Origin of the sequence: Streptomyces sp. NPDC058470 (assembly GCF_042721055.1) — a bacterium.
In the GTDB taxonomy this organism is placed as follows: Bacteria; Actinomycetota; Actinomycetes; order Streptomycetales; family Streptomycetaceae; genus Streptomyces.
The window spans coordinates 37,207-59,961 of the sequence record NZ_JBHXMF010000036.1; the positions used below are offsets into that span (position 1 = coordinate 37,207).

At 71.6% G+C, this 22,755-nt stretch carries 24 protein-coding genes and 1 riboswitch; of the genes, 12 read left to right on the forward strand and 12 right to left on the reverse strand.

All coding sequences use genetic code 11. From position 1 onward, the window contains the following. The first annotated feature begins 38 nt into the window (after positions 1-38). From ACFWP7_RS25385 to ACFWP7_RS25410, 6 genes are all read left to right on the forward strand, one after another. Positions 39-1,166 (forward strand): beta-ketoacyl-ACP synthase 3, encoded by a 1,128-nt coding sequence (locus ACFWP7_RS25385; protein ID WP_384385114.1) that lies wholly within the window; start codon positions 39-41, stop codon positions 1,164-1,166. Beyond that, on the forward strand, positions 1,121-1,399 hold the full coding sequence (locus ACFWP7_RS25390) for an acyl carrier protein (RefSeq protein ID WP_384385117.1): 279 nt from the start codon (positions 1,121-1,123) through the stop codon (positions 1,397-1,399). Before ACFWP7_RS25385 ends, ACFWP7_RS25390 begins: the two co-directional genes overlap by 46 nt. Next, a complete protein-coding gene (locus ACFWP7_RS25395; protein WP_384385120.1) occupies positions 1,399-2,628 on the forward strand; it encodes a beta-ketoacyl-[acyl-carrier-protein] synthase family protein in 1,230 nt (409 codons plus the stop codon). The genes ACFWP7_RS25390 and ACFWP7_RS25395 overlap by 1 nt, the downstream gene beginning before the upstream one ends. A 97-nt stretch (positions 2,629-2,725) precedes the next feature. Continuing rightward, a complete protein-coding gene (locus tag ACFWP7_RS25400) occupies positions 2,726-3,517 on the forward strand; it encodes an SURF1 family protein (protein ID WP_384385123.1) in 792 nt (263 codons plus the stop codon). A 327-nt stretch (positions 3,518-3,844) separates the two neighbouring features. After that, the gene (locus ACFWP7_RS25405) at positions 3,845-5,629 is read left to right on the forward strand and encodes a glycoside hydrolase family 15 protein (RefSeq protein WP_384385125.1); all 1,785 of its coding nucleotides are present in this window, start codon (positions 3,845-3,847) and stop codon (positions 5,627-5,629) included. 4 nt (positions 5,630-5,633) lie between these two features. Continuing rightward, positions 5,634-6,389, forward strand: coding sequence for an SDR family oxidoreductase (locus ACFWP7_RS25410; protein WP_384385128.1), 756 nt, complete (start codon positions 5,634-5,636; stop codon positions 6,387-6,389). Positions 6,390-6,515: 126 nt separating this feature from the next. Here ACFWP7_RS25410 and amaP read toward each other — a convergent pair whose 3' ends face one another. From amaP to ACFWP7_RS25435, 5 genes are read right to left on the reverse strand one after another with little or no spacing between them, the layout of a single operon-like run. Beyond that, positions 6,516-7,094 (reverse strand): alkaline shock response membrane anchor protein AmaP, encoded by a 579-nt coding sequence (gene amaP, locus ACFWP7_RS25415; protein ID WP_384385131.1) that lies wholly within the window; start codon positions 7,092-7,094, stop codon positions 6,516-6,518. Between the two features lie 5 nt (positions 7,095-7,099). Beyond that, positions 7,100-7,777 carry a DUF6286 domain-containing protein gene (locus tag ACFWP7_RS25420; protein ID WP_384385134.1) on the reverse strand — a complete coding sequence of 226 codons (678 nt, stop codon included), beginning with the start codon at positions 7,775-7,777 and terminating at the stop codon, positions 7,100-7,102. Next, the gene (locus ACFWP7_RS25425) at positions 7,774-8,115 is read right to left on the reverse strand and encodes an Asp23/Gls24 family envelope stress response protein (protein ID WP_384385136.1); all 342 of its coding nucleotides are present in this window, start codon (positions 8,113-8,115) and stop codon (positions 7,774-7,776) included. Before ACFWP7_RS25425 ends, ACFWP7_RS25420 begins: the two co-directional genes overlap by 4 nt. Before the next feature lie 45 nt (positions 8,116-8,160). Next, positions 8,161-8,346 (reverse strand): hypothetical protein, encoded by a 186-nt coding sequence (locus ACFWP7_RS25430; RefSeq protein WP_384385138.1) that lies wholly within the window; start codon positions 8,344-8,346, stop codon positions 8,161-8,163. 54 nt (positions 8,347-8,400) lie between these two features. Then, positions 8,401-8,883 carry an Asp23/Gls24 family envelope stress response protein gene (locus ACFWP7_RS25435; RefSeq protein WP_384385141.1) on the reverse strand — a complete coding sequence of 161 codons (483 nt, stop codon included), beginning with the start codon at positions 8,881-8,883 and terminating at the stop codon, positions 8,401-8,403. Positions 8,884-8,970: 87 nt separating this feature from the next. Here ACFWP7_RS25435 and ACFWP7_RS25440 point away from each other — a divergent pair, with 87 nt between their 5' ends. After that, complete coding sequence (locus ACFWP7_RS25440) at positions 8,971-9,696, forward strand: nucleopolyhedrovirus P10 family protein (protein WP_384385143.1); 726 nt, start codon at positions 8,971-8,973, stop codon at positions 9,694-9,696. Between the two features lie 23 nt (positions 9,697-9,719). Here the strand turns inward: ACFWP7_RS25440 and ACFWP7_RS25445 are convergent, their stop codons facing one another. From ACFWP7_RS25445 to ACFWP7_RS25460, 4 genes are all read right to left on the reverse strand, one after another. Next, positions 9,720-10,511 (reverse strand): enoyl-CoA hydratase/isomerase family protein, encoded by a 792-nt coding sequence (locus tag ACFWP7_RS25445; RefSeq protein ID WP_384385145.1) that lies wholly within the window; start codon positions 10,509-10,511, stop codon positions 9,720-9,722. Between the two features lie 131 nt (positions 10,512-10,642). Beyond that, the gene (locus ACFWP7_RS25450; protein WP_006123601.1) at positions 10,643-10,864 is read right to left on the reverse strand and encodes a helix-turn-helix domain-containing protein; all 222 of its coding nucleotides are present in this window, start codon (positions 10,862-10,864) and stop codon (positions 10,643-10,645) included. 385 nt (positions 10,865-11,249) lie between these two features. Beyond that, positions 11,250-12,848, reverse strand: coding sequence for an ABC-F family ATP-binding cassette domain-containing protein (locus ACFWP7_RS25455; protein WP_384385148.1), 1,599 nt, complete (start codon positions 12,846-12,848; stop codon positions 11,250-11,252). A gap of 91 nt (positions 12,849-12,939) precedes the next feature. Then, positions 12,940-13,521 (reverse strand): hypothetical protein, encoded by a 582-nt coding sequence (locus ACFWP7_RS25460; RefSeq protein WP_384385151.1) that lies wholly within the window; start codon positions 13,519-13,521, stop codon positions 12,940-12,942. Between the two features lie 450 nt (positions 13,522-13,971). Here ACFWP7_RS25460 and ACFWP7_RS25465 point away from each other — a divergent pair, with 450 nt between their 5' ends. Continuing rightward, positions 13,972-14,862 carry a neutral zinc metallopeptidase gene (locus ACFWP7_RS25465; protein WP_384385255.1) on the forward strand — a complete coding sequence of 297 codons (891 nt, stop codon included), beginning with the start codon at positions 13,972-13,974 and terminating at the stop codon, positions 14,860-14,862. Between the two features lie 95 nt (positions 14,863-14,957). Then, positions 14,958-15,371 (forward strand): VOC family protein, encoded by a 414-nt coding sequence (locus tag ACFWP7_RS25470; protein WP_384385154.1) that lies wholly within the window; start codon positions 14,958-14,960, stop codon positions 15,369-15,371. A 58-nt stretch (positions 15,372-15,429) separates the two neighbouring features. Here ACFWP7_RS25470 and ACFWP7_RS25475 read toward each other — a convergent pair whose 3' ends face one another. From ACFWP7_RS25475 to ACFWP7_RS25485, 3 genes are all read right to left on the reverse strand, one after another. After that, on the reverse strand, positions 15,430-16,830 hold the full coding sequence (locus ACFWP7_RS25475; protein WP_384385156.1) for a hypothetical protein: 1,401 nt from the start codon (positions 16,828-16,830) through the stop codon (positions 15,430-15,432). A gap of 145 nt (positions 16,831-16,975) precedes the next feature. Next, a complete protein-coding gene (locus ACFWP7_RS25480) occupies positions 16,976-18,103 on the reverse strand; it encodes an alpha/beta hydrolase family protein (RefSeq protein ID WP_384385159.1) in 1,128 nt (375 codons plus the stop codon). A gap of 1,003 nt (positions 18,104-19,106) precedes the next feature. After that, a complete protein-coding gene (locus ACFWP7_RS25485) occupies positions 19,107-19,838 on the reverse strand; it encodes a class II aldolase/adducin family protein (RefSeq protein ID WP_384385162.1) in 732 nt (243 codons plus the stop codon). A gap of 195 nt (positions 19,839-20,033) precedes the next feature. On the opposite strand from ACFWP7_RS25485, the gene ACFWP7_RS25490 reads away from it, so the two are divergent. The 3 genes from ACFWP7_RS25490 to ACFWP7_RS25500 all read left to right on the forward strand — a co-directional run bounded on the left by ACFWP7_RS25490 (position 20,034) and on the right by ACFWP7_RS25500 (position 22,457). Further along, positions 20,034-20,777 (forward strand): lysozyme, encoded by a 744-nt coding sequence (locus tag ACFWP7_RS25490; protein WP_384385164.1) that lies wholly within the window; start codon positions 20,034-20,036, stop codon positions 20,775-20,777. Positions 20,778-20,978: 201 nt separating this feature from the next. After that, on the forward strand, positions 20,979-22,223 hold the full coding sequence (locus ACFWP7_RS25495) for an anion permease (protein ID WP_384385167.1): 1,245 nt from the start codon (positions 20,979-20,981) through the stop codon (positions 22,221-22,223). A 12-nt stretch (positions 22,224-22,235) separates the two neighbouring features. After that, positions 22,236-22,457 carry a hypothetical protein gene (locus ACFWP7_RS25500; protein WP_365428332.1) on the forward strand — a complete coding sequence of 74 codons (222 nt, stop codon included), beginning with the start codon at positions 22,236-22,238 and terminating at the stop codon, positions 22,455-22,457. A gap of 134 nt (positions 22,458-22,591) precedes the next feature. Then, positions 22,592-22,733, forward strand: a riboswitch (cobalamin riboswitch). Positions 22,734-22,755: the final 22 nt, after the last annotated feature.

A 22,755-nucleotide genomic window follows, 5' to 3' on the forward strand; every position in this document is an offset into this window, starting at 1 on the left:
TCCCCCACCATCGCCACCCCCTCGGCGAAAGGAGAACCATGCACCCCGACGACTCCACCGCGGTCATCACGGGTATCGGTGCCTGCCTTCCGGAACAGGTCATCGACAACGACACGGTCATCGCACGCGGCGCGCTGCACACGGACGACACCTGGATCCGGACCCGGACCGGCATCACGCGCCGCCGCCACGCCGACCCGGGAACGAGCACCGGCGACCTCGCCGTCGGCGCCGGCCGCGCGGCCATCGCGTCCGCCGGAGACCACCGGCCCGACCTGCTCCTCCTGGCCACCAGCACGCCCGACCACCCGTGCCCGGCAACGGCCCCCGCCGTCGCCCACCGGCTGGGCCTGGGCACGATCCCCGCGTTCGACCTCTCGGCGGTCTGCTCGGGATTCCTGTACGCGCTGGCCACCGCGACCGCGCTGGTACGCAGCGGAACCTGCTCGACCCCCCTGGTGATCGGGGCGGACACCTTCACGACCATCGTCGATCCGGGGGACCGGGCTACGGCGCCGATCTTCGGCGACGGCGCCGCCGCGGTCCTGCTGCGCCCCGGCACCCGGGACGCCCCAGGAGCGGTCCTCGCCTGCGACCTCGGAGCAGACGGCAGCGGCAGAGATCTCATCACCGTGCCCGCCGGCGGCTCACGCCACCCCCGTCAACTGCCCCCGCCCGGCGCGGACTCGCATTACTTCCGCATGCAGGGCCGCACGGTCTACGCCCATGCCGTGCGCCGTATGACCGAGTCCTCCCGCGCCGTCCTCCAGCAGGCCGGATGGCCGTCCGACTCCCTCGGGGCGTTCATCGCCCACCAGGCGAACCAGCGCATCCTCGACTCCGTCGCGGAACGCCTCGGAATCGCGCCGGCCCGCCGGTTCGGCACCATCCACGACACCGGCAACACGGCGGCCGCGTCCATCCCCCTCGTCATGGCCGACAGCACCGTGCACGCGGCGGTCGCATCGGGCGAACGCACCCTGCTCACGGCCTTCGGCGGCGGCCTCACCTGGGCATCCGTCGCCCTCAACTGGCCGGCCACCAGTCCCCGGACCCAGGCACCGCCCGCCGGCCAGGACACCACACCCCTGTGCACCGCCGACCTCGCAAGGAGCCACTCGTGGACCACGACCACGACCACGCCGGCGTCTACGCCCGTCTCGTGACCGTACTCAGCGACAAGTTCGAAGTCCCCGCCGCCCGGATCAGTCACGACGCCACCCTCGACGACCTGGAACTCGACTCACTGGCAGTGGTGGAGCTGTACGTCACCCTCCAGGAGGAGTGGCAGGTCCCCCTCGACGACTCCACGGCCACCGCCGACCTCACCGTCGACGATGTGGTCCGCGCGGTGGCCGAACTCCTCGGCGAGCCGAAGCCCGGCCGCGGAGCGGCCTAGTGGACAGCGGCGAGACGGGCGAGCAGGTCGCCGTCACCGGAATCGGCCTGGTGACCCCCGGCGGCATCGGCACGGAGGCGACCTGGGAGGCGGTGTGCACCGGACGGTCTGCGGCGCGCACCGACCCCGCCCTGCAAGGCCTGCCCGTGAGCATCTCCTGCCGCGTACCGCCCCAGGAGAAGAGGCCGGGAAAGCTCTGGCGTTACGACCGAAGCACACGGTTCCTGCTGCTCGCAGCCGAAGAGGCCCTCTCCTCGGCAGGACTTGCCGGAAGGGACTGGGATCCGGCACGGGTGGCCGTGGTCGTCGGCACCGCCGCGGGCGGCATCGACACACTGGAGACCCAGCACCAGAAACTGCTCACCGTCGGCCACACCGCGCTGTCGCCCATGACCCTGCCCGCCTTTCTGCCGAACATGGCCGCCGGCCACCTCGCGCTCGAACTCGGCATCACCGGCCCCTCGTTGCAGACCTCGACCGCCTGCGCCTCCGGAGCCACGGCTCTCATCACGGCGTGTCTGCTGCTGCGGGCGGGGGCCTGTGACATCGCCGTCGCGGGCGGCACCGACGCGATGATCACGCCGCTGTGCGCCGCCGCCTTCGCCAAGATGGGGGCGCTTTCCCGGCGCGAGCACGATCCCGGCCACGCCTCGCGCCCGTTCGACAAGGAGCGGGACGGATTCGTCCTCGGTGAGGGCAGCGCCCTGCTGGTCCTGGAACGCAGACGGCATGCCGACGCGCGTGGCGCCGCACCGCTGGCCGTTCTCGCCGGCCACGGCAGTACCAGCGACGCCCACCACGCCACAGCACCGCACCCCCAGGGCGCCGGTCTGCGCGCGGCGGTCGAGGCGGCCCTCGCCGACGCCGGAGCCGGCATCGGCGATGTCGACCACATCAACGCCCACGGCACGAGCACCCCTCTCAACGACAAGGCGGAAGCCACGGCGATCCGGCACCTGTTCGCCACCCGGCGCCCGCCGGTCACCTCGGCCAAGGGAGCACTGGGGCACACCATGGGCGCCGCAGGCGCCATAGAAGCGGCCCTCACCGTGCTGACCATCGCCCGCGGAACGATCCCGCCGACCGCCAACTTCACCGCACCCGACGAGACCACCGCCGGCATCGACATCGTCAGCGGGCACAGTCGCGCCCAGCCCGTCCGGCTCGCCCTCAGCCACTCCCTCGGATTCGGCGGCCACAACACCGTGCTCGCCCTGGCTGCAGCCTGAGCCCGAAGCTCCAGGACTGATCGCCACAGGCGACCAGGTCCGCGCCGACCTCGCACCCCCCTCAATGCACCCCACGACCGAGTTGTACGGTCGTGGGGTGTACCGCTTCCTGTTGTCCCGGCAGTGGGTGATTCTCACCCTCGTGGCCCTCGCGCTCATCCCCACGATGATCAAGCTGGGCTACTGGCAGCTGCACCGGCACGAGCACAAGGTCGCGCTGAACACGGTGATCGCCGACTCCCTGGCCGCCACGCCGGTGCCCGCCGAGTCGCTCACCGCTCCGGGTCAGGAGATCAAGCACGACGACCTCTTCCGCCGGGTGACCGCGAAGGGCCACTTCGACACCGCGCACGAGGAGGTCGTACGCCGTCGTACCAACTCCGACGGTGAGGTCGGGTACCACGTCCTGACCCCGTTCGTGCTGGACGACGGCCGGGTCCTGGTGGTCAACCGGGGCTGGGTCGCGGCGGACGCCTCACAGAGTGCGTTCCCGAGGATCCCGGCGCCCGCGACGGGCGAGATCACCGTCACCGGCAGGCTGATGGCCGACGAGACGACCGCCGACAGTGGCATCAAGAACGTCCAGGGCCTGCCCGACCGGATGGTCATGCTGATCAACAGCGGGCAGGAGTCGAAGCGGCTCGACGAGCAGGTCCTCGGCGGCTACATCGAGCAGACCGCCCCGGAGCCCAGGGGCGACTCGCCCGAGCTGATCCCCGACCCCGAACACAGCGACATCGGTCCGCACATGGCGTACGCGATCCAGTGGTGGCTCTTCTCCGCGGGAGTCCCCGTGGGCTGGGTGATCCTGGTCCGCCGCGAACGCCGTGACCGGGCGGAGGCAGCGGCGGCGCAGAACGCGCCGGAGGCGGCTCCGGCACCCGTGTAACACCGGGTCCGGCCCCCGAGACGCACCCGTGCAACACCGGACCCGGGACCCCGACCCCGCACCCGTATGACACCCGGCCCGGGACCCGACCGGCACCCGTACAACACCAGACCGGGACAACCGACCCGCACCGGCACCGGCACCGGCACCGGCACCGGCACCAGGCCCCGACCCCCAACCCGCACCCGCACCCGCACCCGCACCCGCACAACACCAGGCCCGACCCCCAACCCGCACCCGTACAACACCGGCTCCGGGACCCCGCCCCGCGCTCACGCCACTCTGGCGGCCCGATTGACGGGCCTCCCGGTCGGGAACCCGTCCCCCGTGCAGCGACGCATCGAGGACTACGCGCTCATCGGGGACGAACAAACCGCCGCCTTGGTGGGACGGGACGGCTCCATCGACTGGCTGTGCCTGCCGCGGTTCGACTCCGCGGCCTGCTTCGCCGCGCTTCTTGGCGACGACGAGCACGGCCACTGGCGGATCGCGCCCAAGGGAGCGGGTGACTGCACCCGTCGCGCCTACCGCCCCGACACACTCGTGCTCGACACCGAGTGGGACACCGACGAGGGCTCGGTCCGGGTGACCGACGTGATGCCGAAGCGCGACGGAACCCCCGACCTCGTACGCATCATCGAAGGGCTGAGCGGCCGGGTGACGATGCGCGGCCTGCTCCGGCTGCGCTTCGACTACGGCCTGGTGGTGCCGTGGATGCGCCGGTCGGACGGCCACAATGTGGCGGTCGCGGGTCCGGACGCGATGTGGCTGCGCAGCGAGCCGCCCGTGCGCACCTGGGGCAAGGACTTCCGTACGTACTCGGAGTTCACGGTCGCCGAGGGCGAGAAGGTCGCCTTCGTCCTGACCTGGCATCCCTCGCACCGGCCACGCCCGCCGCTGTGCGACCCGTACGAGGCTCTGCAGACCAGCGTCGAGGAGTGGCAGGCGTGGTCGGCGCGCTGCCATCACGGCGGACCGCACCGGGACATCATCATGCGCTCGCTGATCACCCTCAAAGCCCTCACGTACGCGCCGACCGGGGGCATCGTGGCCGCCCCCACCACCTCACTGCCCGAAGAGCTCGGCGGCGTCCGCAACTGGGACTACCGCTACTGCTGGCTGCGCGACTCCACACTCACCCTCGGCGCGCTCCTGACGGCCGGTTACCACGAGGAGGCCGAGGCCTGGCGTGACTGGCTGCTGCGCGCGGTCGCGGGCGACCCGGCGGACCTGCAGATCATGTACGGGCTCTCCGGCGAGCGTCGGCTTCCCGAGTACGAGATCCCCTGGCTGCCCGGCTTCGCCCGCTCCCGCCCGGTGCGGGTCGGCAACGACGCCGTCAACCAGCTGCAGCTGGACGTGTACGGCGAGGTCATCGACTCGCTCTCGCTGGCCCGGAGTTCGGGCATGCCCGTCAAGCCGCACATGTGGCGGGTGCAGGTCGCGCTGATGGAGTTCCTGCGGACGGCGTGGCGGCAGCCGGACGAGGGGATCTGGGAGGTGCGCGGCCCGCGCCGGAACTTCGTGTACTCGAAGGTGATGGCGTGGGTGGCCGCCGACCGCGCCGTACGCGCCCTGGAGGCCTACCCGAACCTCGACGGTGATCTGGACGGCTGGCGCGCGATGCGGGACGAGGTGCACCGGGAGGTGTGCGAGCGCGGCTTCGACCCCGAGCGGAACACGTTCACTCAGTCATACGGTTCGCGGGAGCTGGACTCCTCAGCGCTGCTCATCCCCCGCGTCGGCTTTCTGCCGTACGACGATCCCCGGGTCATCGGGACGATCGACGCGGTCCGCGACGAGCTCGGCCACAGCGGTTTCCTGCGCCGCTACAGCGTCGAGGCGAACGACGTCGACGGGCTGCCGGGCGACGAGGGTACGTTCCTGGCCTGCTCGTTCTGGCTGGCGGAGGCACTGCATCTGACGGGCCGTACCCAGGAGGCGCGCGAGCTGTTCGAACGGCTGGTGTCGGTGGCCAACGACGTGGGCCTGCTCGCCGAGGAGTACGACCCGCTGGCCGGCCGCCAGCTCGGCAACTTCCCACAGGCGTTCAGCCATATCGGCCTGGTGAGCGCCGCCTTCGTACTGTTCGGGGGCGAGGGGGCAAAATAGGAGCATGGATCTTGGATTGAAGGACCGTGTGTACGTCGTCACGGGGGCGACCCGCGGCCTGGGCAACGCCACCGCGCGCCAGCTTGTGGCCGACGGAGCGAAGGTGATCATCACGGGTCGCGACGAGAAGACCGCCGGCGAGGCGGCGAAGGCTCTCGGCCCGGGCGCGGTCGGGGTCGCCGCCGACAACGCCGACCCTGCGGTCGCCGAGCAGCTCGTCAAGGCCGCGCGGCTGCACTTCGGCCGCTTCGACGGCATCCTGATCAGCGTCGGCGGCCCGGCGCCCGGGTTCCTCGCGGACAACACGGACGAGCAGTGGACGACCGCGTTCGAGTCCGTCTTCCTGGGCGCGGTGCGGCTGGCCCGCACGGCAGCCGCCGAGCTCGGCGAGGGAGGTGTCATCGGCTTCGTGCTCTCGACCTCGGTGCACGAGCCGATCCCGGGACTGACCATCTCCAACGGGTTGCGCCCCGGCCTCGCGGGCTTCGCCAAATCCCTCGCGGACGAGCTGGGACCGCGCGGTATCCGCGTCCTCGGACTGCTCCCGGCCCGCATCGACACGGACCGCGTCCGCGAGCTGGACGGCCTCTCGGCCGACCCGGAGGCCACCCGCGCCGCCAACGAGTCCCGCATTCCGCTGCGCCGCTACGGCACCCCGGAGGAGTTCGGCCGCACGGCCGCGTTCCTGCTCTCCCCGGCGGCGTCCTACCTGACGGGCATCATGCTGCCGGTGGACGGCGGCGTGCGGAGCGGGTTCTAGGTCCTGTCGTCACATTCCCGTCTGCCTCGCGACGCCATGCACGCCCTCCGGGCGACGACGGGAATGTGACGACAGGACCTCGGGCCTTTCCGGTTCCAGAGCTTCCGGGAGACTCCGTTCAGAGGCTCAACTCACGCGCTCGGCACGGTGTTTGACCCCGCGGAGACGTACCTCCGCGGGGAGCGCGGCAAGGCCCGCCGAGTCGCGCGCGTGCGTGAGCGCCTCCGTGGTCAGGGAGTGCAGCGCGTGCCCGGGGTCCACATGCGGCTCCAGCACGAGCTGCACGCGTGCCTCGGGGCCGCTGCGCCGTCCGGTCAGCAGGATCTGCGCCCGCTGGACGCCGTCCAACTGCCCTGCCTCGTCGGCGAGTACGCCCTCCAGGGCCCGCCCGCGCAGCAGCGCGCCCTCGCCGTCGCCGGTGTCGACGAGCACCTCGGCGAGCCGGCGGCGCCGCAGCACGGCCGTCAGCCACCACAGGGCGAGCAGCACAAGCACCGCGAGGACGGCGATGACCACCGGCCACCACCAGCCCTCGTCCCGCCACCGTGCGCGGTCCGCGTCGCTGAGCAGCACGTCGTGCCGCCCGTCGTGGATCCACCACGAAGGCGGACCGGCCCCCAGCCCCACGGCGAGCACGGAGCCGCCGATGACGACCAGCGCCAGGCCGATCACGCCCAGCAGCACGCGGTTGACGATCCGGAACATCCGCCTCACCCCTTCCGGCCCGGGCGTCCGACGTGCACCGACAGGGCGGGCGGCCGGGCGAGGCCGAGCCCGCTGATGCCGTCGGCGAGCGTGGCGTCCAAGTCGGCCCGTACGTCGTCGAGTTCACGGAAGTGCGAGACCGCCCGGACGTCGGCCCTCGTCCGTCGCATACGGACCCGGACCGACTGCACACCGGCGACCTCCATGGCCCGGTCGCGCAGCGCGGTCGCGGCGGCGCCCCGGTGCAGCCCGGCCCGAACGTCGGCGTGGAGGCGGCGCATCGGCAGTACGTCACGCAGCCCCGGCGTCGCCGCCAGGACGATCAGCCAGAGCCCGACGACGGCGGCCACTCCGGCGCCGAGCAGCACCCAGGTGTCGTCGAGAGGACGTTCGGTGAGCTGTCGGGCCAGCGACCTGCGCCAGTGCATGGCGGGCCGGCGGGCCCGCACGGCGGCGACGTCGTACAGGAAGCCTCCCGCGCCGACGAGGACCAGCAGGGCGAGAATCCCCGCGGGGACGCGGCGAGCCGACCAGAAGCGGCCCTCTCCGCCGCCCTCCTCGTCAAGAGTGGGCAGCGGTTCGTATGCCGCCGCGGAGGCGGACTGGCCGAGTTCGCTCTCGGCGGCCTTCTCCAGCACGGGCAGCCGTTGGGTGCTGCCCTCGGATCCCTGGGACTCGCTCACTGCGTCCTCCCGTGTGCGGCGCCGGGTGCCTGTGCCAGATGCAGCCGCTCCACCTGGACGGCCACCTCCGGTACTTCCATCCCCGCCAACGCACCTACCCGCTCGGCGACATGTCGACGCACCGCACCGCACTGCCCGCCGATGTCGCAGGGGTAGTCGAGTTCGAGGCTGACGCGGACGCGGGCGGTCTCGTGGTGGACGACGACGGTGGCGTGCGGGGCCATGGCGTCCGGGGGCAGCGCCTCCAGTGCCTCGCGCGCCGCCTGCCCGGCGATCTTCGCCACCACCCGGTCGGCGATCCGGGTCGCTCCTCGCTCGGCCGGCGCGACGTTCGTCACGGGCCGACGTGTCTCACCGAGCCGGCCGGGCTGTGCGGGCACGCGTCACCGCCGCCGGTCGTTGCGGGGGCGGAAGAAGTCGCCGAGGTCCAGGTCCCCTTCGAGGAACCGCCCGACGACAAAGCCGATCGCGCCGAGGGCGGCCACCAGGAGGAAGGCCCCGAAACCCCCGAAGTACCCGGCGAAGCCCAGCGCCATTCCGGCGATCATGCCGATCACGGCCAAGCTCATGATGCGCTCCTCAGCAGTTCGGTGGCCGGATTGAGCGGTACGGAGACCGAGGTGTCACTGGAGCCGCGTCTCCGGCTCCTCGTCCTCTTCGTCCGGCAGCTTTACGTCACTGACAGCGATGTTGACCTCGACGACCTCGAGTCCGGTCATGCGCTCGACGGCCGCGATGACGTTCTCCCGCACCGCGCGGGCGACGTCCGCGATCGACACGCCGTAATCGACGACGATCTCCAGGTCGAGCGCGGTCTGCAGCTCCCCGACCTCGGCCTTGACACCCCGCGAGACGGACTTCGTACCGCCGGGCACCCGGTCCCGCACCGCCCCGAAGGTCCGGCTCAGCCCGCTCCCCATCGCGTGCACGCCGAGTACGTCGCGGGCGGCGAGTCCGGCGATCTTCTCCACGACTCCGTCCGCGATGGTGGTCCGTCCCCGGGTCGCGGGGTCGCCACCGCCACGCTTGGTGGTCCTGCGCGTCCCCAGCGGCTCCTTCTCGCCCTCGGGGGTCTCCGGCCGCTTCCGCTCCGTCATGTCGGTCATCGCCGTACATTCCTTTCGGTCGTCGTCCTTCACCCACAGTAAGTGGGGTCGCGCGCTCGCGCGCCGGGGATACGGCAGGCTGGAGCAATGACGGCGGACGGGTGGGCGCAGGTTGTACGACATCAGCTCGGGCTCGGCAGGCTGCTGCCCCTCGGCGGCCCGCGAGACGGCGCGTGGATCACGGAGGAGGCCGCCGACTCCCTGCTGCGGCGCGCGGCGGCTCCCGTCCGCGGAGTCCGGCTCGGCACGCTCCGGATCGCGCTCGCGGACCCCGAACAGTCGTATGACCCCGCCGTGCTCGCGCCGCCCAGCGCACTGCCGCCCGGCCCGCTCCGTGTCAGCGCCGATTTCACTGCTTCGGCGGACCCCACGGCCCCCGGCGCCGAACCGCTCCCGACGACGGCGGCCCGTCTGCGCCGGGCCCTGGCCACGGCGGCGACGGAACGGCTCGGCCTGAAGGTCACTGAGGTGGATCTGCGGGTGGCGGGGTTTCTGGAGGGGGATCGGGAACCAGCCGTCGTACGCCCTGATGACGTACGGCCGGCCGCCGAGCCCACCGCTGCCGAGGAGGCACTGGTGGCCACGGCCGCGCTGTCCGTGCCGGGGGTGCTCCACCTGACGGAAGTCTTGGACCGCCCGGTGCGTATCGAGGACGGCCGGGGCGGGGAGGGTGCCCTGCCGCGCCGCCATGTCCGCGTTGAGGTGGCGGTCTCCGGGCGAGCCGTCGATGTGGCGCGGGCGGTCAGAACGGCGGTCACGAACGCTCTGCCGGACAGCCCGTCGGTGGCGGTGCTGGTGACCGCCGCGCACTGAAGGAGCCCCCCTTACAGCCTTAGCTAGTCCCCCACCCCGGCGAGGTCCCGCAGCCGACGCCCCTGAGCGGCACGCTCGGCGACGCGCTGTTCCTCGTACGACCGCCCCTGCACCCCGCGCAACAACGCCTTGGTCTCGATGACGGCATCGCGCGGCGCGGCCACCAGCGCGGCCACCAGATCCCGTACCGCGTCATCAAGCTGCCCGCCGGGCACCGCGAGGTTGGCAAGCCCGGTGCGCTCGGCCTCCTCAGCCGTCACAAAGCGCCCCGTCGCGCAGATTTCCAGCGCACGGGCATAGCCCACCAGGCTGACCAGCGGATGTGTACCGGTGAGGTCGGGCACCAGGCCCAGGCTCGTCTCGCGCATGGCGAACTGCACGTCGTCCGCGACGACGCGCAGGTCACAGGCGAGGGCGAGCTGGAACCCCGCGCCGATGGCGTGTCCCTGCACGGCGGCGATGGACACGATGTCGCTGCGCCGCCACCAGGTGAACGCCTCCTGGTACTCGGCGATGGTCGCGTCGAGGTCGGCTTCTGAACCGCGCGCGAGATCGACGAACGACGGCTCGCCGTCGAAGCCCTCGGGCGTGAACGCCTGCCGGTCGAGCCCCGCGGAGAAGGACTTGCCCTCGGCGCGCAGCACAACAATCCGGACGGTGCCCGGCAGTGACCGACCGGCCTGCGTCAACGCCCGCCACAGCGCGGGACTTTGGGCGTTGCGCTTGGCCGCATTGGTCAGCGTCACCGTGGCGACGGACTCGTCGACGGTGAGCCGTACGCCGTCCTTGTCGAGAACCGGTTCGAGCGAAACCATGGACGCCTCCGATGCGTGCGGTCACGGTGGATGCCGTGGGACGGCATCCTTAAGTGACTGCACAGTAACCACCCGGCCGATCACAGGACCGACCGGGTGGTCACCACCGAAGCCGATGGGGACGCCCGGCCTCAGGCCGAGGCGGCCTTCTTGCCCCGCGTCGCTCCGCCACGCCCACGAAGGGTGACGCCCGATTCGCTGAGCATCCGGTGTACAAAGCCATACGAACGGCCGGTTTCTTCGGCCAGCGCTCGAATGCTCGCACCGGAGTCGTACTTCTTCTTCAGGTCTGCCGCGAGCTTGTCGCGCGCGGCGCCGGTTACCCGGCTGCCCTTCTTCAGAGTCTCGGCCACCCGTGCCTCCTCAGCGGAAGTGCGCTCTGGACTCTCATGATCACCCCTCCCGGGCTTCATGGCCACCCATTCGGCAAGGTCCGTAAGACAAGGTTTTGACGACAGGAGCCCGTCCCCACAAGTGGAACCTGTGATTCCGACGTGTCGCGTTCATACCGCTGAACGGGTTCATCCGTGAAGTGCCAGGTCAGAGACGCAGAACGGCCGAGCCCCTGGGATCAAAGAGCTCGGCCGGAAAATCGGTGTAGGACACACCTCGGTACGAGGAGATCTCACACCATTGATGGATCACGGATCGGCCGAATGATCCATACGCAGTGGATCAGTCATTCGATCAAGCGGCGCTGACCGGCCGCCAGGAGCTCGGCCGACGGCGTCCCGGGGCTCAGGCGAGGGCCACCAGGTCCGCGTAGTCCGAGCCCCACAGGTCCTCGACGCCGTCGGGCAGCAGGATGATGCGCTCCGGTTCGAGCGCCTGGACCGCGCCCTCGTCGTGGGTGACGAGGACGACGGCGCCCTTGTAGGTGTGCAGCGCGCCGAGGATCTCCTCGCGGCTGGCGGGGTCGAGGTTGTTGGTCGGCTCGTCGAGGAGGAGGACGTTCGCGGAGGAGACCACGAGGGTCGCGAGCGCGAGACGGGTCTTCTCGCCGCCGGAGAGAACACCGGCCGGCTTGTCGACGTCGTCCCCGGAGAACAGGAACGAGCCGAGCGTCTTGCGGACCTCGACGAGGTCCAGGTCGGGGGCCGCGGAGCGCATGTTCTCCAGGACCGTGCGCTCCGGGTCGAGGGTCTCGTGCTCCTGCGCGTAGTAGCCGAGCTTGAGGCCGTGGCCCTCGACGACCGAGCCGGTGTCGGGGGTCTCGACCCCGCCGAGCAGCCGGAGCAGGGTCGTCTTGCCGGCGCCGTTCAGGCCCAGGATCACGACGCGCGAACCCTTGTCGATGGCCAGGTCGACGTCGGTGAAGATCTCCAGGGAGCCGTACGACTTCGACAGGCCCTCGGCCATCAGCGGGGTCTTGCCGCAGGACGCCGGCTCCGGGAAGCGCAGCTTGGCGACCTTGTCGGAGACCCGGATGGCGTCGAGTCCGGCGAGCAGCCGGTCGGCCCGCTTGGCCATGTTCTGCGCGGCGACCGTCTTGGTGGCCTTGGCGCGCATCTTGTCGGCCTGCGAGTGCAGTACGGCGGCCTTCTTCTCGGCGTTCTGCCGCTCGCGCTTGCGGCGCTTCTCGTCGGCCTCGCGCTGCTGCTGGTAGAGCTTCCAGCCCATGTTGTAGACGTCGATCTGGGCGCGGTTGGCGTCCAGATAGAAGACCTTGTTGACGACCGTCTCCACGAGGTCGACGTCGTGGGAGATCACGATGAAGCCACCGCGGTAGGTCTTCAGGTAGTCGCGCAGCCAGACGATCGAGTCGGCGTCGAGGTGGTTCGTCGGCTCGTCGAGGAGGAGGGTGTCGGCGTCCGAGAAGAGGATGCGGGCCAGCTCGATACGGCGGCGCTGACCGCCGGAGAGTGTGTGCAGGGGCTGGCCGAGCACCCGGTCGGGCAGGTTGAGCGCGGCGGCGATGGTGGCGGCCTCGGCCTCGGCGGAGTACCCGCCCTTGGTGAGGAACTCGGTCTCCTGGCGCTCGTACTGCCGCATGGCCTTCTCGCGGGTGGCGCCCGAGCCGTTGGCGATGCGCTGTTCGTTCTCGCGCATCTTGCGGATCAGGGTGTCCAGACCGCGGGCGGAGAGGACACGGTCGCCGGCGAGCATGTCGAGGTCGCCGGTGCGCGGGTCCTGCGGGAGGTAGCCGACCTCGCCGGAGCGGGTGACATTGCCCGCGGCGGGGGTGCCCTCGCCTGCGAGGACCTTGGTGAGCGTCGTCTTGCCCGCGCCATTGCGGCCGACCAGACCGATGCGGTCGCCCCTGGCGATACGGAAGGTGGCGGACTCGATGAGTAGGCGGGCGCCGGCGCGCAGCTCGATACCGGAGGCGGAGATCACGGACAGACTCCAGGGCAGGGTGGTTGGCGGGGTGGACGGCTGAGGACGTTCCCGCCGTCTAATGCGCGAGGAGAATGGCCATGGGCCAAGTCTAACGGGGCCGTGCAACCGTTTTTTCTGCCTTGGGGCGTTCGGCACTGTGACGCTCATTGCCCAGCGGCGTGCGGTCCGGGGTGATCCGGCCGAGGTCGTCCACCGCGATGATCTCGGCGGTCCAGTCGTCGGTGCCGCCGTCATCGGGGCAGGGCTGTGCGATCAGGAGCGCCCTGCCGTGGCGCACCGCGCGCGTGGGGACGAACTCACATCCGCGACGGGCGGGCAGCACCCAGCGCAGATCGCCGTCCGCGATGCGGTAGGCGGTGATGCGCTGCGGGGTGACGACGGCGAGCATACGGGCGCCGAGCGGCCGCAGTACGCCGCTGCCGCCTTGGGTTCCGAGCCAGGGGGCGGCGCCGGGGAGGGCCCGGTGCCAGCGCACCGCGTTGCCGCCGGGCGCGGTGTCGGTGACCAGCCCGTCGTCCCAGAGCGCGATCGCGTCCCCGCGCGCGGGGACCACGGCCAGCGGACGGTGCCCCTCCCGTGCGTAGCTCCAGCGAGGGCGCCCGGTCGCCTCGTCGTACGCCTCGACGGCGTCCTTCGCCGTACGTAGCGAGGGCCGCGCATCGCCGTCCACGCGCGCGTGGTCGGGGAGAGGGGTCGCGACGGGGGGGGGGCCCGGCTGGTGGGGGGCGGCGGGGGGGGGGGCGCCGGGGGGGATAAGGAGGGCTGAGGGAAGGAAGCGGCGGAGGAAGAGGAAGTGGTGCCGCGCCGTCGCTGAGTGCCGGGGCGCCGGGCGGCCCGGTGCCGGTGCCACCGCGGCAGGCGCGGTGACGGCCCGGAAGACGTCCTGTGGGTACGGAGCCGTCACCTCGACCGGTGCAACAGCCACGTTTTCCCCTCTTCGCCCACTCGGTCCACGGATCAGGCGCAGAGCGTAGGCGCGGGTCGGCGGGGTGGTGCTCGGGACACGGCGGATGGGTGAGGGTGCGTCCCCCGTTCGGACCTCCGCTCGGGGCCGGGGTCCTTGGGGCATATCAGGATGGCGCCACAGAGTGACGGCCGTACGGCAGAGGGTGGTGTGTCCGTGCAGTTCGACGACGACGCCGACCTGGACACCTCCGAGGTGCAGGATGTGCGCGGCAGCCGGATCCCCGGCGGCAGGGCGACCGTGGGCGGCGGCGTCGCCGGGCTCATCGCCCTCCTCCTCGGCCTGTTCTTCGGAGTGGGACCCGACCAGCTCGGACTCTCCTCCGGCAACGACGAGCCCGCGGCGACCGCCTCCTCCCTCGCGCAGGTGCAGCAGACCTGTCGTACGGGACAGGACGCCAACGCCAAGGACGACTGCCGCGTCGTGGCGGTCGTCAACAGCGTGCAGACGTACTGGACGCAGGAGTTCACGCGCCGCAGCGGCACCTACACGCGCTCGCCCACGGTGTTCTTCAGCAGCCGCGTCGGCACCGCGTGCGGGACCGCGACGTCCGCCGTGGGGCCCTTCTACTGCCCGGGCGACCGCAAGGTCTATCTGGACCTGGGCTTCTTCGACGAGCTGCGCACCAAGTTCGGCTCCAGTGGCGGCCCGTTCGCGCAGGCGTACGTGGTGGCGCACGAGTACGGGCACCATGTGCAGGACCTGATGGGGACGCTGGGCAGAGCGCAGGACGGTGTGACCGGCGCGAACAGCGACTCGGTGAAGGTCGAACTGCAGGCCGACTGCTACGCCGGGGTGTGGGCGCACCACGCGACGACCACGAAGAACCCGTCGACGGGCAGGCCGCTGCTGACCAGCCTCACCGACGCCGACATCCGCGACGGCATGGACGCGGCGGCGGCCGTGGGCGACGACCGGATCCAGGAGAGGTTCCAGGGCCAGGTGACGCCGGAGACCTGGACGCACGGCTCGGCCGGGCAGCGACAGCAGTGGTTCCACCAGGGTTACAGCACCGGCGACATGGCCCGCTGCAACACCTTCCGCTGACCTGTCGTGGCCGCTCGGCAGGGCGTTGTCAGTGCCCGGTGCCAGACTGGACAGCGGATCGGATTCCGGCGGCGGGACGAGAGGGAGTGACCGGCATGACAGGCATCGACAGCGGGCGCCCGAGCATCTATCCGACACTGTTGTACGCGGATGCCAAGGCGGCGATCAGGCAGCTCACGGAGGCTTTCGGCTTCACCGAGCTTTCGGTGTACGAGGGCGAGGACGGCGCGGTGATGCACGCCGAACTGACGCAGGGGAACGGCGCGGTGATGCTCGGTTCCAAGGGCCGCGGCGGCGTCTTCGACAGCGCGATGAAGGGCGCGGGCCCGGTGGGGGTGTACGTCGTCGTGGCCGACGTCGACACCCACCACCAGCAGGCCGTGGACCACGGCGCGGAGATCCTGATGCCTCCGACGGACCAGGACTACGGCTCGCGGGACTACATGGCCCGGGACATCGAGGGCAACATCTGGAGCTTCGGGACGTACGCCCCCGAGATAGCGGCGTAGGGCGTAGGGCCCCCGGGCAGGAGCCCGCGCCTGTGCGGGCACTTCACCGGGGTTCCGGTCAGCTCCCCCCGGTGTGCACCTGGAAGGCGGCCCGGCGTACGGCCTTGGCCAGTGCGGGGTCCGGGTGGGCGGCGGCCAGCGCGACCAGGACCTGCACGGTGCGCGGGTGCCCGACGGCGCGGACCTCGTCGAGGAGCATGGGCACGGTGGGCTGCACGGCCGACTCCAAGTGGCGTACCAGGAGCGGTGCTTCCCCGTGGTCGGCGACGGCGGCGGCGGTGTCGACCCACAGCCAGGTGGCTTCCGCGCGGGTGAGCACCTCGTGGGCGTCCTCGGGGTCGTGGCCGTCGTGCACGGCGAGCCACAGCAGCGCGTAGGGCCGCAGCGAGGTCTCTTCGGCCACCGCGCGTACGTCGGGTTCGGCGGGGGCGCCGACCACGCGCAGCGCCTCGAAGGCGAGGCCGCGGCTGAGGGCGTCCTCGCCACGGGCTGCGTCGAGGAGTTCGGTGATGGCGCTGCCGACGGGGCGGGCGGCGAGCCAGGCGCGGTACTCGGCGCGGGCCGCGTTCGGGCGCAGCTGGGCGCAGCCGCGGAGCATGTCCTCGGCGGAGGCCTCGATGTTCCCGGCGGGGCTCTGCGCGGCGACGCAGATCTGCTCCAGCTTGACCCAGACCGCCCAGCTGCCGAGCGGGGTGAGGGTGGCCTGTCCGTCGGCGCAGGTGAGCGCGCCCACGGAGGCCAGGGCGTGCAGGGCCCAGTCGAGGAGGGGGGCGAGGGGGGTGTCCTCGGCGGCTGCCTGGGCGACCGGTTCCGGCTGGGGGCCGTAGGGGATTTCGCAGCGCTCGGTGCGGAGTTCCGTGACGCGCTGTTCGAGGAGGTCGAGGAGCTGCTCCACGGGGACGGGTCCGGCGGAGAGCTGAAGGAAGGAGAGCACCTGGGGCATCGCGGAGACGACCTCGGCGACGGCGGACGGTTCCCGGTCGGCGGGCTCCGGGTACGCGAGCGACCAGGCGTCGAAGAGGGCGACCCAGCCGCGCAGTACGGCGCTGTCGTCGCGGTTCCAGGCGCGCAGCCGCCAGCCGGGGCGGGCGCTGCCGCCGTGCACCTCGATGAGGCCCGCCAGGCGTGCGGTGTCCCAGTCCGCGCGGACCTGAGCCGGGGTCAGACCCATTTCGGCGGCGGCCCGTTCGGCGGACGCGTCGGAGAGGGTGCCCTTGTCGTCGGGCATCGCGCCGTCGCGGCCCGGGCCGAGTGCGGCGTCGGCCCAGCGGGCCACGCGGGCCGCGTCGGAGAGGCCGGTGCGTGCCATGCGGGCCAGTTCCGCGGGCGGCGGAGTGCCCTCGGGCGGGCGCGGTGCCGGGCGTTGCGAGCGGCGCTGGGTAGCCGCCCGGGGGGCGGCGGCCAGGGACCGCGGGCGGACGAGTCGGAGCCTGGAGTCGCGCGGGTTACGGGACGTCACGGGTGCAGTCTTCCGGTTGACCGTCCGAAAACCCAAACGGAATGAGCCCTGGCGCTTCCGCGGGCCCTGCCCGTATGCCCCCGCTCGCCCGGAACGGGCCGGTCCACGCACGGCGGACAGGCTGAAAACAGCCCCTGGGCCGCTGCTACATCAGCGGAGTGAGGAAGCGGCGCAGGATCTCTTCGTAGCCTGCCGGGTCGGCGTTCCACATGGCTCCGTGCGGGGCGTCCGGGACCGTGTGCAGGGTGACCAGCTCCGGGCGGCGCTCGGCGAGGCGGCGGGAGGGGCCCCACGGGGCGATGGTGTCGTCCGGGCCGTGCATCAGCAGGGTCGGCACCTTGAGGTGGTCGGGATGCGCGGCGTTCTCGATACGGTCGCCGCGCACTCCCGTTCGGCCCTGGGCGGCACGCACCGCGAGCGGCAGCAGAGCACTGGGGGTGTGGCGGGCGGTGGCGAGGGCGCGCAGCGTGGTCTCCCAGTTGAGGACGGGCGAGTCCAGCACGAGGCCGGAGATCCGCTCCCGCAGCGCGGAGTGCGCGGCGGCGCGCAGGGCCATGGTGGCGCCGGTGGACCAGCCGAAAAGGACGACCTGGTCGGCGCCGTAGCGCACGGCGTAGCGGATCGCCGCGTCGACGTCGCGCCACTCGGTCTCGCCGAGGTGGTTCAGGCCGTCCGGGGAGCGGGGTGCGCCGAGGTCGCCGCGGTAGGCGAGGTCGAGTACCGGGAACTGGTGGCGGTTCAGGAACTTCAGCACGTTCATGGGGTGTTCGCGGGTGGCGCCCAGGCCGTGCACGGTGATCACCCAGGTGTCGCGGAAGCCGGGCACGAACCAGGCGGGCAGGGCGCCGAGTTCGCCGGGGACGTCGACGTCGGCGTGGTCGAGGCCGAGGGCGGCGCTCGGGTTGCCGAGGTGCACGTTCGGGGTGAACCACACCTTGTCGCCGGGCTCCAGGGTGCCGTGGGTGACGCGTTCCAGGCGGCGTACGACGGTGTCGGCGGAGTGCGGCACGCTCTCCATGACCGGGCCGACGACCGCGTGGGAGCCGTCGCCGGCGAGACCGTACCTGCCCGGGCGCAGCGAGGCCAGGTCACGGGTGAGCGTGATCCCGCCCGCTGCCGTGGCGTGCACGGTGAGCCGGGGCTCGGTGGGCAACGGCCTGCCGGGCGGCGCCTTCAGCGCGGCGTCGCTGGCGAACCGGCCCGCCACGACGGAGGCTGCGCCCGCGGCGATGGCTACGGTGACGGCTGCGGCCGTCGCTTTGACAGTGCGCACGCGTCCAGTCTCCCGGGGGAGCTCGTTATCGGCCAGCGGGGGCGGGGCTTGGGATGACGTCTCCCCGGCGGGTATGGGGCTGCTGTTTCCGGCGGCGCGTGTGATTCGGCGGCGGGCGGAGAGGTCGGCTGTACACCGGGGCCGTCCGGCGTCGGCAGCCTGCCGTCGCCCATGCGTGGCGGGCAGACCCGGGGCGCATCATTCACCGACGCCGGTCCGCCGGAGTTGATGCTTCGCCGACGCCCTGCCGACGCACCGCCGCGGCACCCGCGGCAGGCTCCGGCACCCGCGGCAGGCTCCGGCACCGCCTGCCCGCGTGACGGGCAGACCCACCGACCCGCCACACCTGACTCACCGACACCAAGCCGCCGGAACCGACCTTCCCAACAGAACACCCGCACAAGCCACACACCGTCGCCCACGCAGGGCGACCAGACCTGTAGACCCGCCGCACATGACTCACCGACACCAAGCCGCCAGAGCCGACCTCCCACCAGGACACCCGGGCAGGGTGCACACCGTCGCCCGCGTGGGGCGGGCAGGCCCCGGGCCACCGGATGGTTCGGCACCGCCGGATCGGTGCGTCTGGGCCGAGCACCGCTGCGGCGGGAGGAACTGCCACCGGCGGGACGAAGCAGAGCGCCGCTCGGCGGAGGCAGCCAGAGGCAGCAGCAGCCCCCGCCCCCGCACGGGGAGCGAACCCCAGCCGACCCGCTGGCCCGCTGGCCCGCTGGCCTACAGGCCTACAGGCCCAGCGACCTACAGGCCCGCTGGCCTGCCCACCTACTGGCCCGCCGACCTGTCGACCCGCCGCGCCGACCCGCTGCCCTGCCGACCCGCCCGCCGACCCGCTGCCCTGCCGACCCGCCCGCCAGCCCGCGCACCCGCCGACCCGCGGGCCCGCGGACCCGCGTCGCCGACCGCCTCGCCCGCCCGCCCCCGGGCGCAGCCCACCGGCCGCCCGACAAGGAACTCCGCACCCCAGGAGCGCAGCCCCCACCCCCTACTCCCGTTGCCCGTACCCCCTCAGCCGGTCCCCCGCCTCCTCCACCTGCTCTCGTGTCAGGAGCGTGGGTGACAGGCCGGGTACGGAGGAGGCGGTCAGCCAGACCTGGCACATCCATTCCAGCTGGGCGGTGCGGTCGTAGGCCTGGCCGAGGGACGTGCCGTAGGCGATCGTGCCGTGGTTCTGGAGGAGGCAGGCCGTGCGGTGGGTGAGGGCCTGGCGCATGTTCTCGGCCAACTCTGGGGTGCCGTAGGTCGCATAGGGGGCAACACGGACCGGGCCGCCCAGGTCGCCCGCCATGTAGTGGATCAGGGGGAGTTCGGGGACGAGCGTCGAGACGGCCGTCGCGTGCGGGGCGTGGGTGTGGACGACGGCGCGTGCGTCGGTGGTGCGGTAGACGGCGAGGTGCATGGGCAGTTCACTAGTCGGAAGGAGCGAACCGCGCACCTGCCGCCCGTCGAGGTCGACCCCCACGGCGTCGCCGGGCGTCAGCCTGTCGTAGGGCACCCCCGTCGGTGTGACCAGGACGGTGTCCCCGACGCGTACCGAGACGTTGCCCGAGGTACCGACGACCAGCCCCTCGGCCACCGTGCGCCGCGCCGTGGCGACGAGCTCGTCCCACGCCCGCTCCTCCGCGCCCCGGGCGTCCGGAGCGTGCCGCTCACGCGCCACCTGCGCGCCCTCCCGTCCGCCCCGATCGCCCCGTGCGTCCCGCCGCTGCTCAGCCATGCCGCGATCCTGCCAGGCCCCGGAGTCAACACGGCGGCGGCGAGGGCACTTTAGGGCGGAATCCCTTCGTCCGTAAGATCGCATAGGGGCATACATCGCCCCCTGAGGGCAATTGGCCGGAGATCGACGAGTTTTCGATGATCTTCCAGTAGCCTCTGGGGGTTTTGTCACGCACGTCGCCATTCCGGGGGAAATATGGCCCGTGGTAACAGACCGTCCCGCCATCGCGCCCGCGTCGTCGCGGCCACCGTCACAGCACTCACCGTCGGGGGGACCGCTCTCGCCGAGGTTCCGGCCTCCGCGGCCGGCAAGCCCAAGGGGCACGACGTCTCCTCGCACCAGAAGAACGTCGACTGGCAGAGCGCCAAGGCGAAGAGCGCACAGTTCGTCTACGTCAAGGCGACCGAGTCCCACACCTACCGCAACCCGTACTTCAGCCAGCAGTACAACGGGGCACGCAACGCGGGCATCATCCGCGGCGCCTACCACTTCGCCCTGCCGAACAAGTCGTCCGGCACCGCCCAGGCCGCACATTTCGTGCGCAACGGCGGTGCGTGGCGGGCGGACGGCTGGACGCTGCCGCCCGCGCTCGACATCGAGTACAACCCGTACGGCACGAACAAGTGCTACGGCCTGACCAAAGCCAGGATGGTGAGCTGGATCAAGGCCTTCAGTGACGAGGTCAAGCGGCAGACCGGACGCCGTCCGGTGATCTACACGACCACGCACTGGTGGAACACCTGCACCGGCAGCAGCAGCGCCTTCGGCGCGAACCACTCCTTGTGGCTCGCGCGCTACGACTCGGCGACCGCGGGCACCCTGCCGGCCGGCTGGTCCTTCTGGACCTTCTGGCAGTACGACAACAGCGGCAGCCTGCCGGGCGACCAGAATCTCTTCAACGGATCCACGACCCAGCTCAAGAAGCTCGCGAAGGGCTAGGCCGACAGGACCTAGTGGAACTATCGGAACCCAGCATTCCGCCTGTGTTCGAGACATCGGACCGGGCCAGAGCCGCCCCTCCAGCACAATTGGAGGAGCGCTCGCCGTAGAGACACTCGAAAGCCCGCCCAAGTTCATCTTCCGTTCACCCAGGTTGCCTACGGTCCTCGTGCCACTGACGTCAAAGAGAAGCCTGGGTAAATGGAACACATCACGCTCCTCCTCGGAATCGTGATCGTTACCGCTCTCGTGTTCGATTTCACGAACGGTTTCCACGACACCGCCAATGCGATGGCTACGACCATTTCGACCGGTGCTCTCAGACCCAAGACGGCGGTGGCCATGTCCGCCGTGCTGAATCTCGTCGGTGCGTTCCTCTCCGTGGAGGTCGCCAAGACGATCTCCGGCGGGATCATCAACGAAGAGGGCATCCGCACCGAAGTGATCTTCGCGGCGCTCGTCGGCGCCATCCTCTGGAATCTGCTGACCTGGCTTCTGGGTCTGCCCTCCAGTTCCTCCCACGCACTCTTCGGCGGCCTCATCGGCGCCGCGGTCATGTCGGCCGGCTGGTCGTCGGTGAACGGCTCGACCGTCGTCACCAAGGTGCTGCTTCCCGCGATCGCCGCGCCCGTCGTGGCCGGACTCGCCGCGATGCTGGCCACCCGGCTGACGTACAGGATCGGCAGCCGCGCCGACGAGAAGGCGACGGCCAAGGGCTACCGCGCCGGGCAGATCGCCTCGGCGGGCCTCGTCTCGCTGGCCCACGGCACGAACGACGCGCAGAAGACGATGGGCATCATCACCCTCGCGCTGGTCACCGGCGGTGTGATCGCGCCGGACTCGAACCCACCCACCTGGGTCATCGTCTCGGCCGGTATGGCCATCGCGCTCGGCACCTACCTGGGCGGCTGGCGCATCATCCGCACGATGGGCAAGGGCCTCACCGACCTCGCGCCGCCGCAGGGCTTCGCCGCCCAGACCAGCGCGGCCACGGTCATCCTGGCCTCCTCCCACCTGGGCTTCTCGCTCTCCACCACGCAGTCCTGCTCCGGCGCCGTGATGGGCTCCGGTCTCGGCCGCAAGGGCGGTGTCGTCCGCTGGTCGACCGCGCGCCGCATGTTCATCGCCTGGGGCCTCACGCTCCCGGCGGCCGGCCTGGTCGGCGCGGGCGCGGAGTTCCTCACCAAGCAGGGCACCTGGGGCATCGTCCTGACGGGCGCACTCCTGGTGGCCGGCGCGGGCACCATCTGGAAGCTGTCACGCCGCCAGCCGGTGACCATCGACAACGTCAACGAGGTCACCGCCGAGCCCTCGGGCGTCGTCACCGTGGCGATCGCCGCGGTCACCCCGCCGCCCGCGGGTCCGCTCACCGGCGAGCTGACCGGCGAACTGAAGGCCACCATCCCGTCCCCGGACGCGGAGCCCACCTCTCCGGCCACGGTGTAAGGAACGAACAGCATGCACATCGACTGGGCAGCCCTCGGCTCCGTCTTCGGAGTCAGCCTCGTGACCACCGTGGCCCTCGTCGGCCTCTTCACCCTGGGCATCGTCGGCCTCTCCAGGCGCGAGTCGGCCTCGGCACAGGGCGGCTCCGCCGCTCTCGCGGTCACCGGCGCGTACGCCTGCTTCGCCGCCTGCGCGGCGGCGGTGGCGTACGGGATCTATCTGATCGTCGCCTGACGGCCATTCCGGGACCGAACCGCACAAGCAAGGCATCGCCTCGGGTGGGGCGTGGGATGTGTCAACGTCCCACGCCCCACCCGTATGTGGGCCTTCGCACACTCTCCCTCCGCAGGTCAACAGCAAGTTGACGGGTCTTCCAACGCCGTGGTGGACTGCCGGAGCCAAGTACGACGGCACGAGAGGAAGCCGGTGCGAATCCGGCGCGGTCCCGCCACTGTCACCGGGGAAGGTAGTCCCCGGAAGCCAGGAACTCCCACCGTCGGTCTCTTCGAACCAGGGCGTGGACACCCTGAGT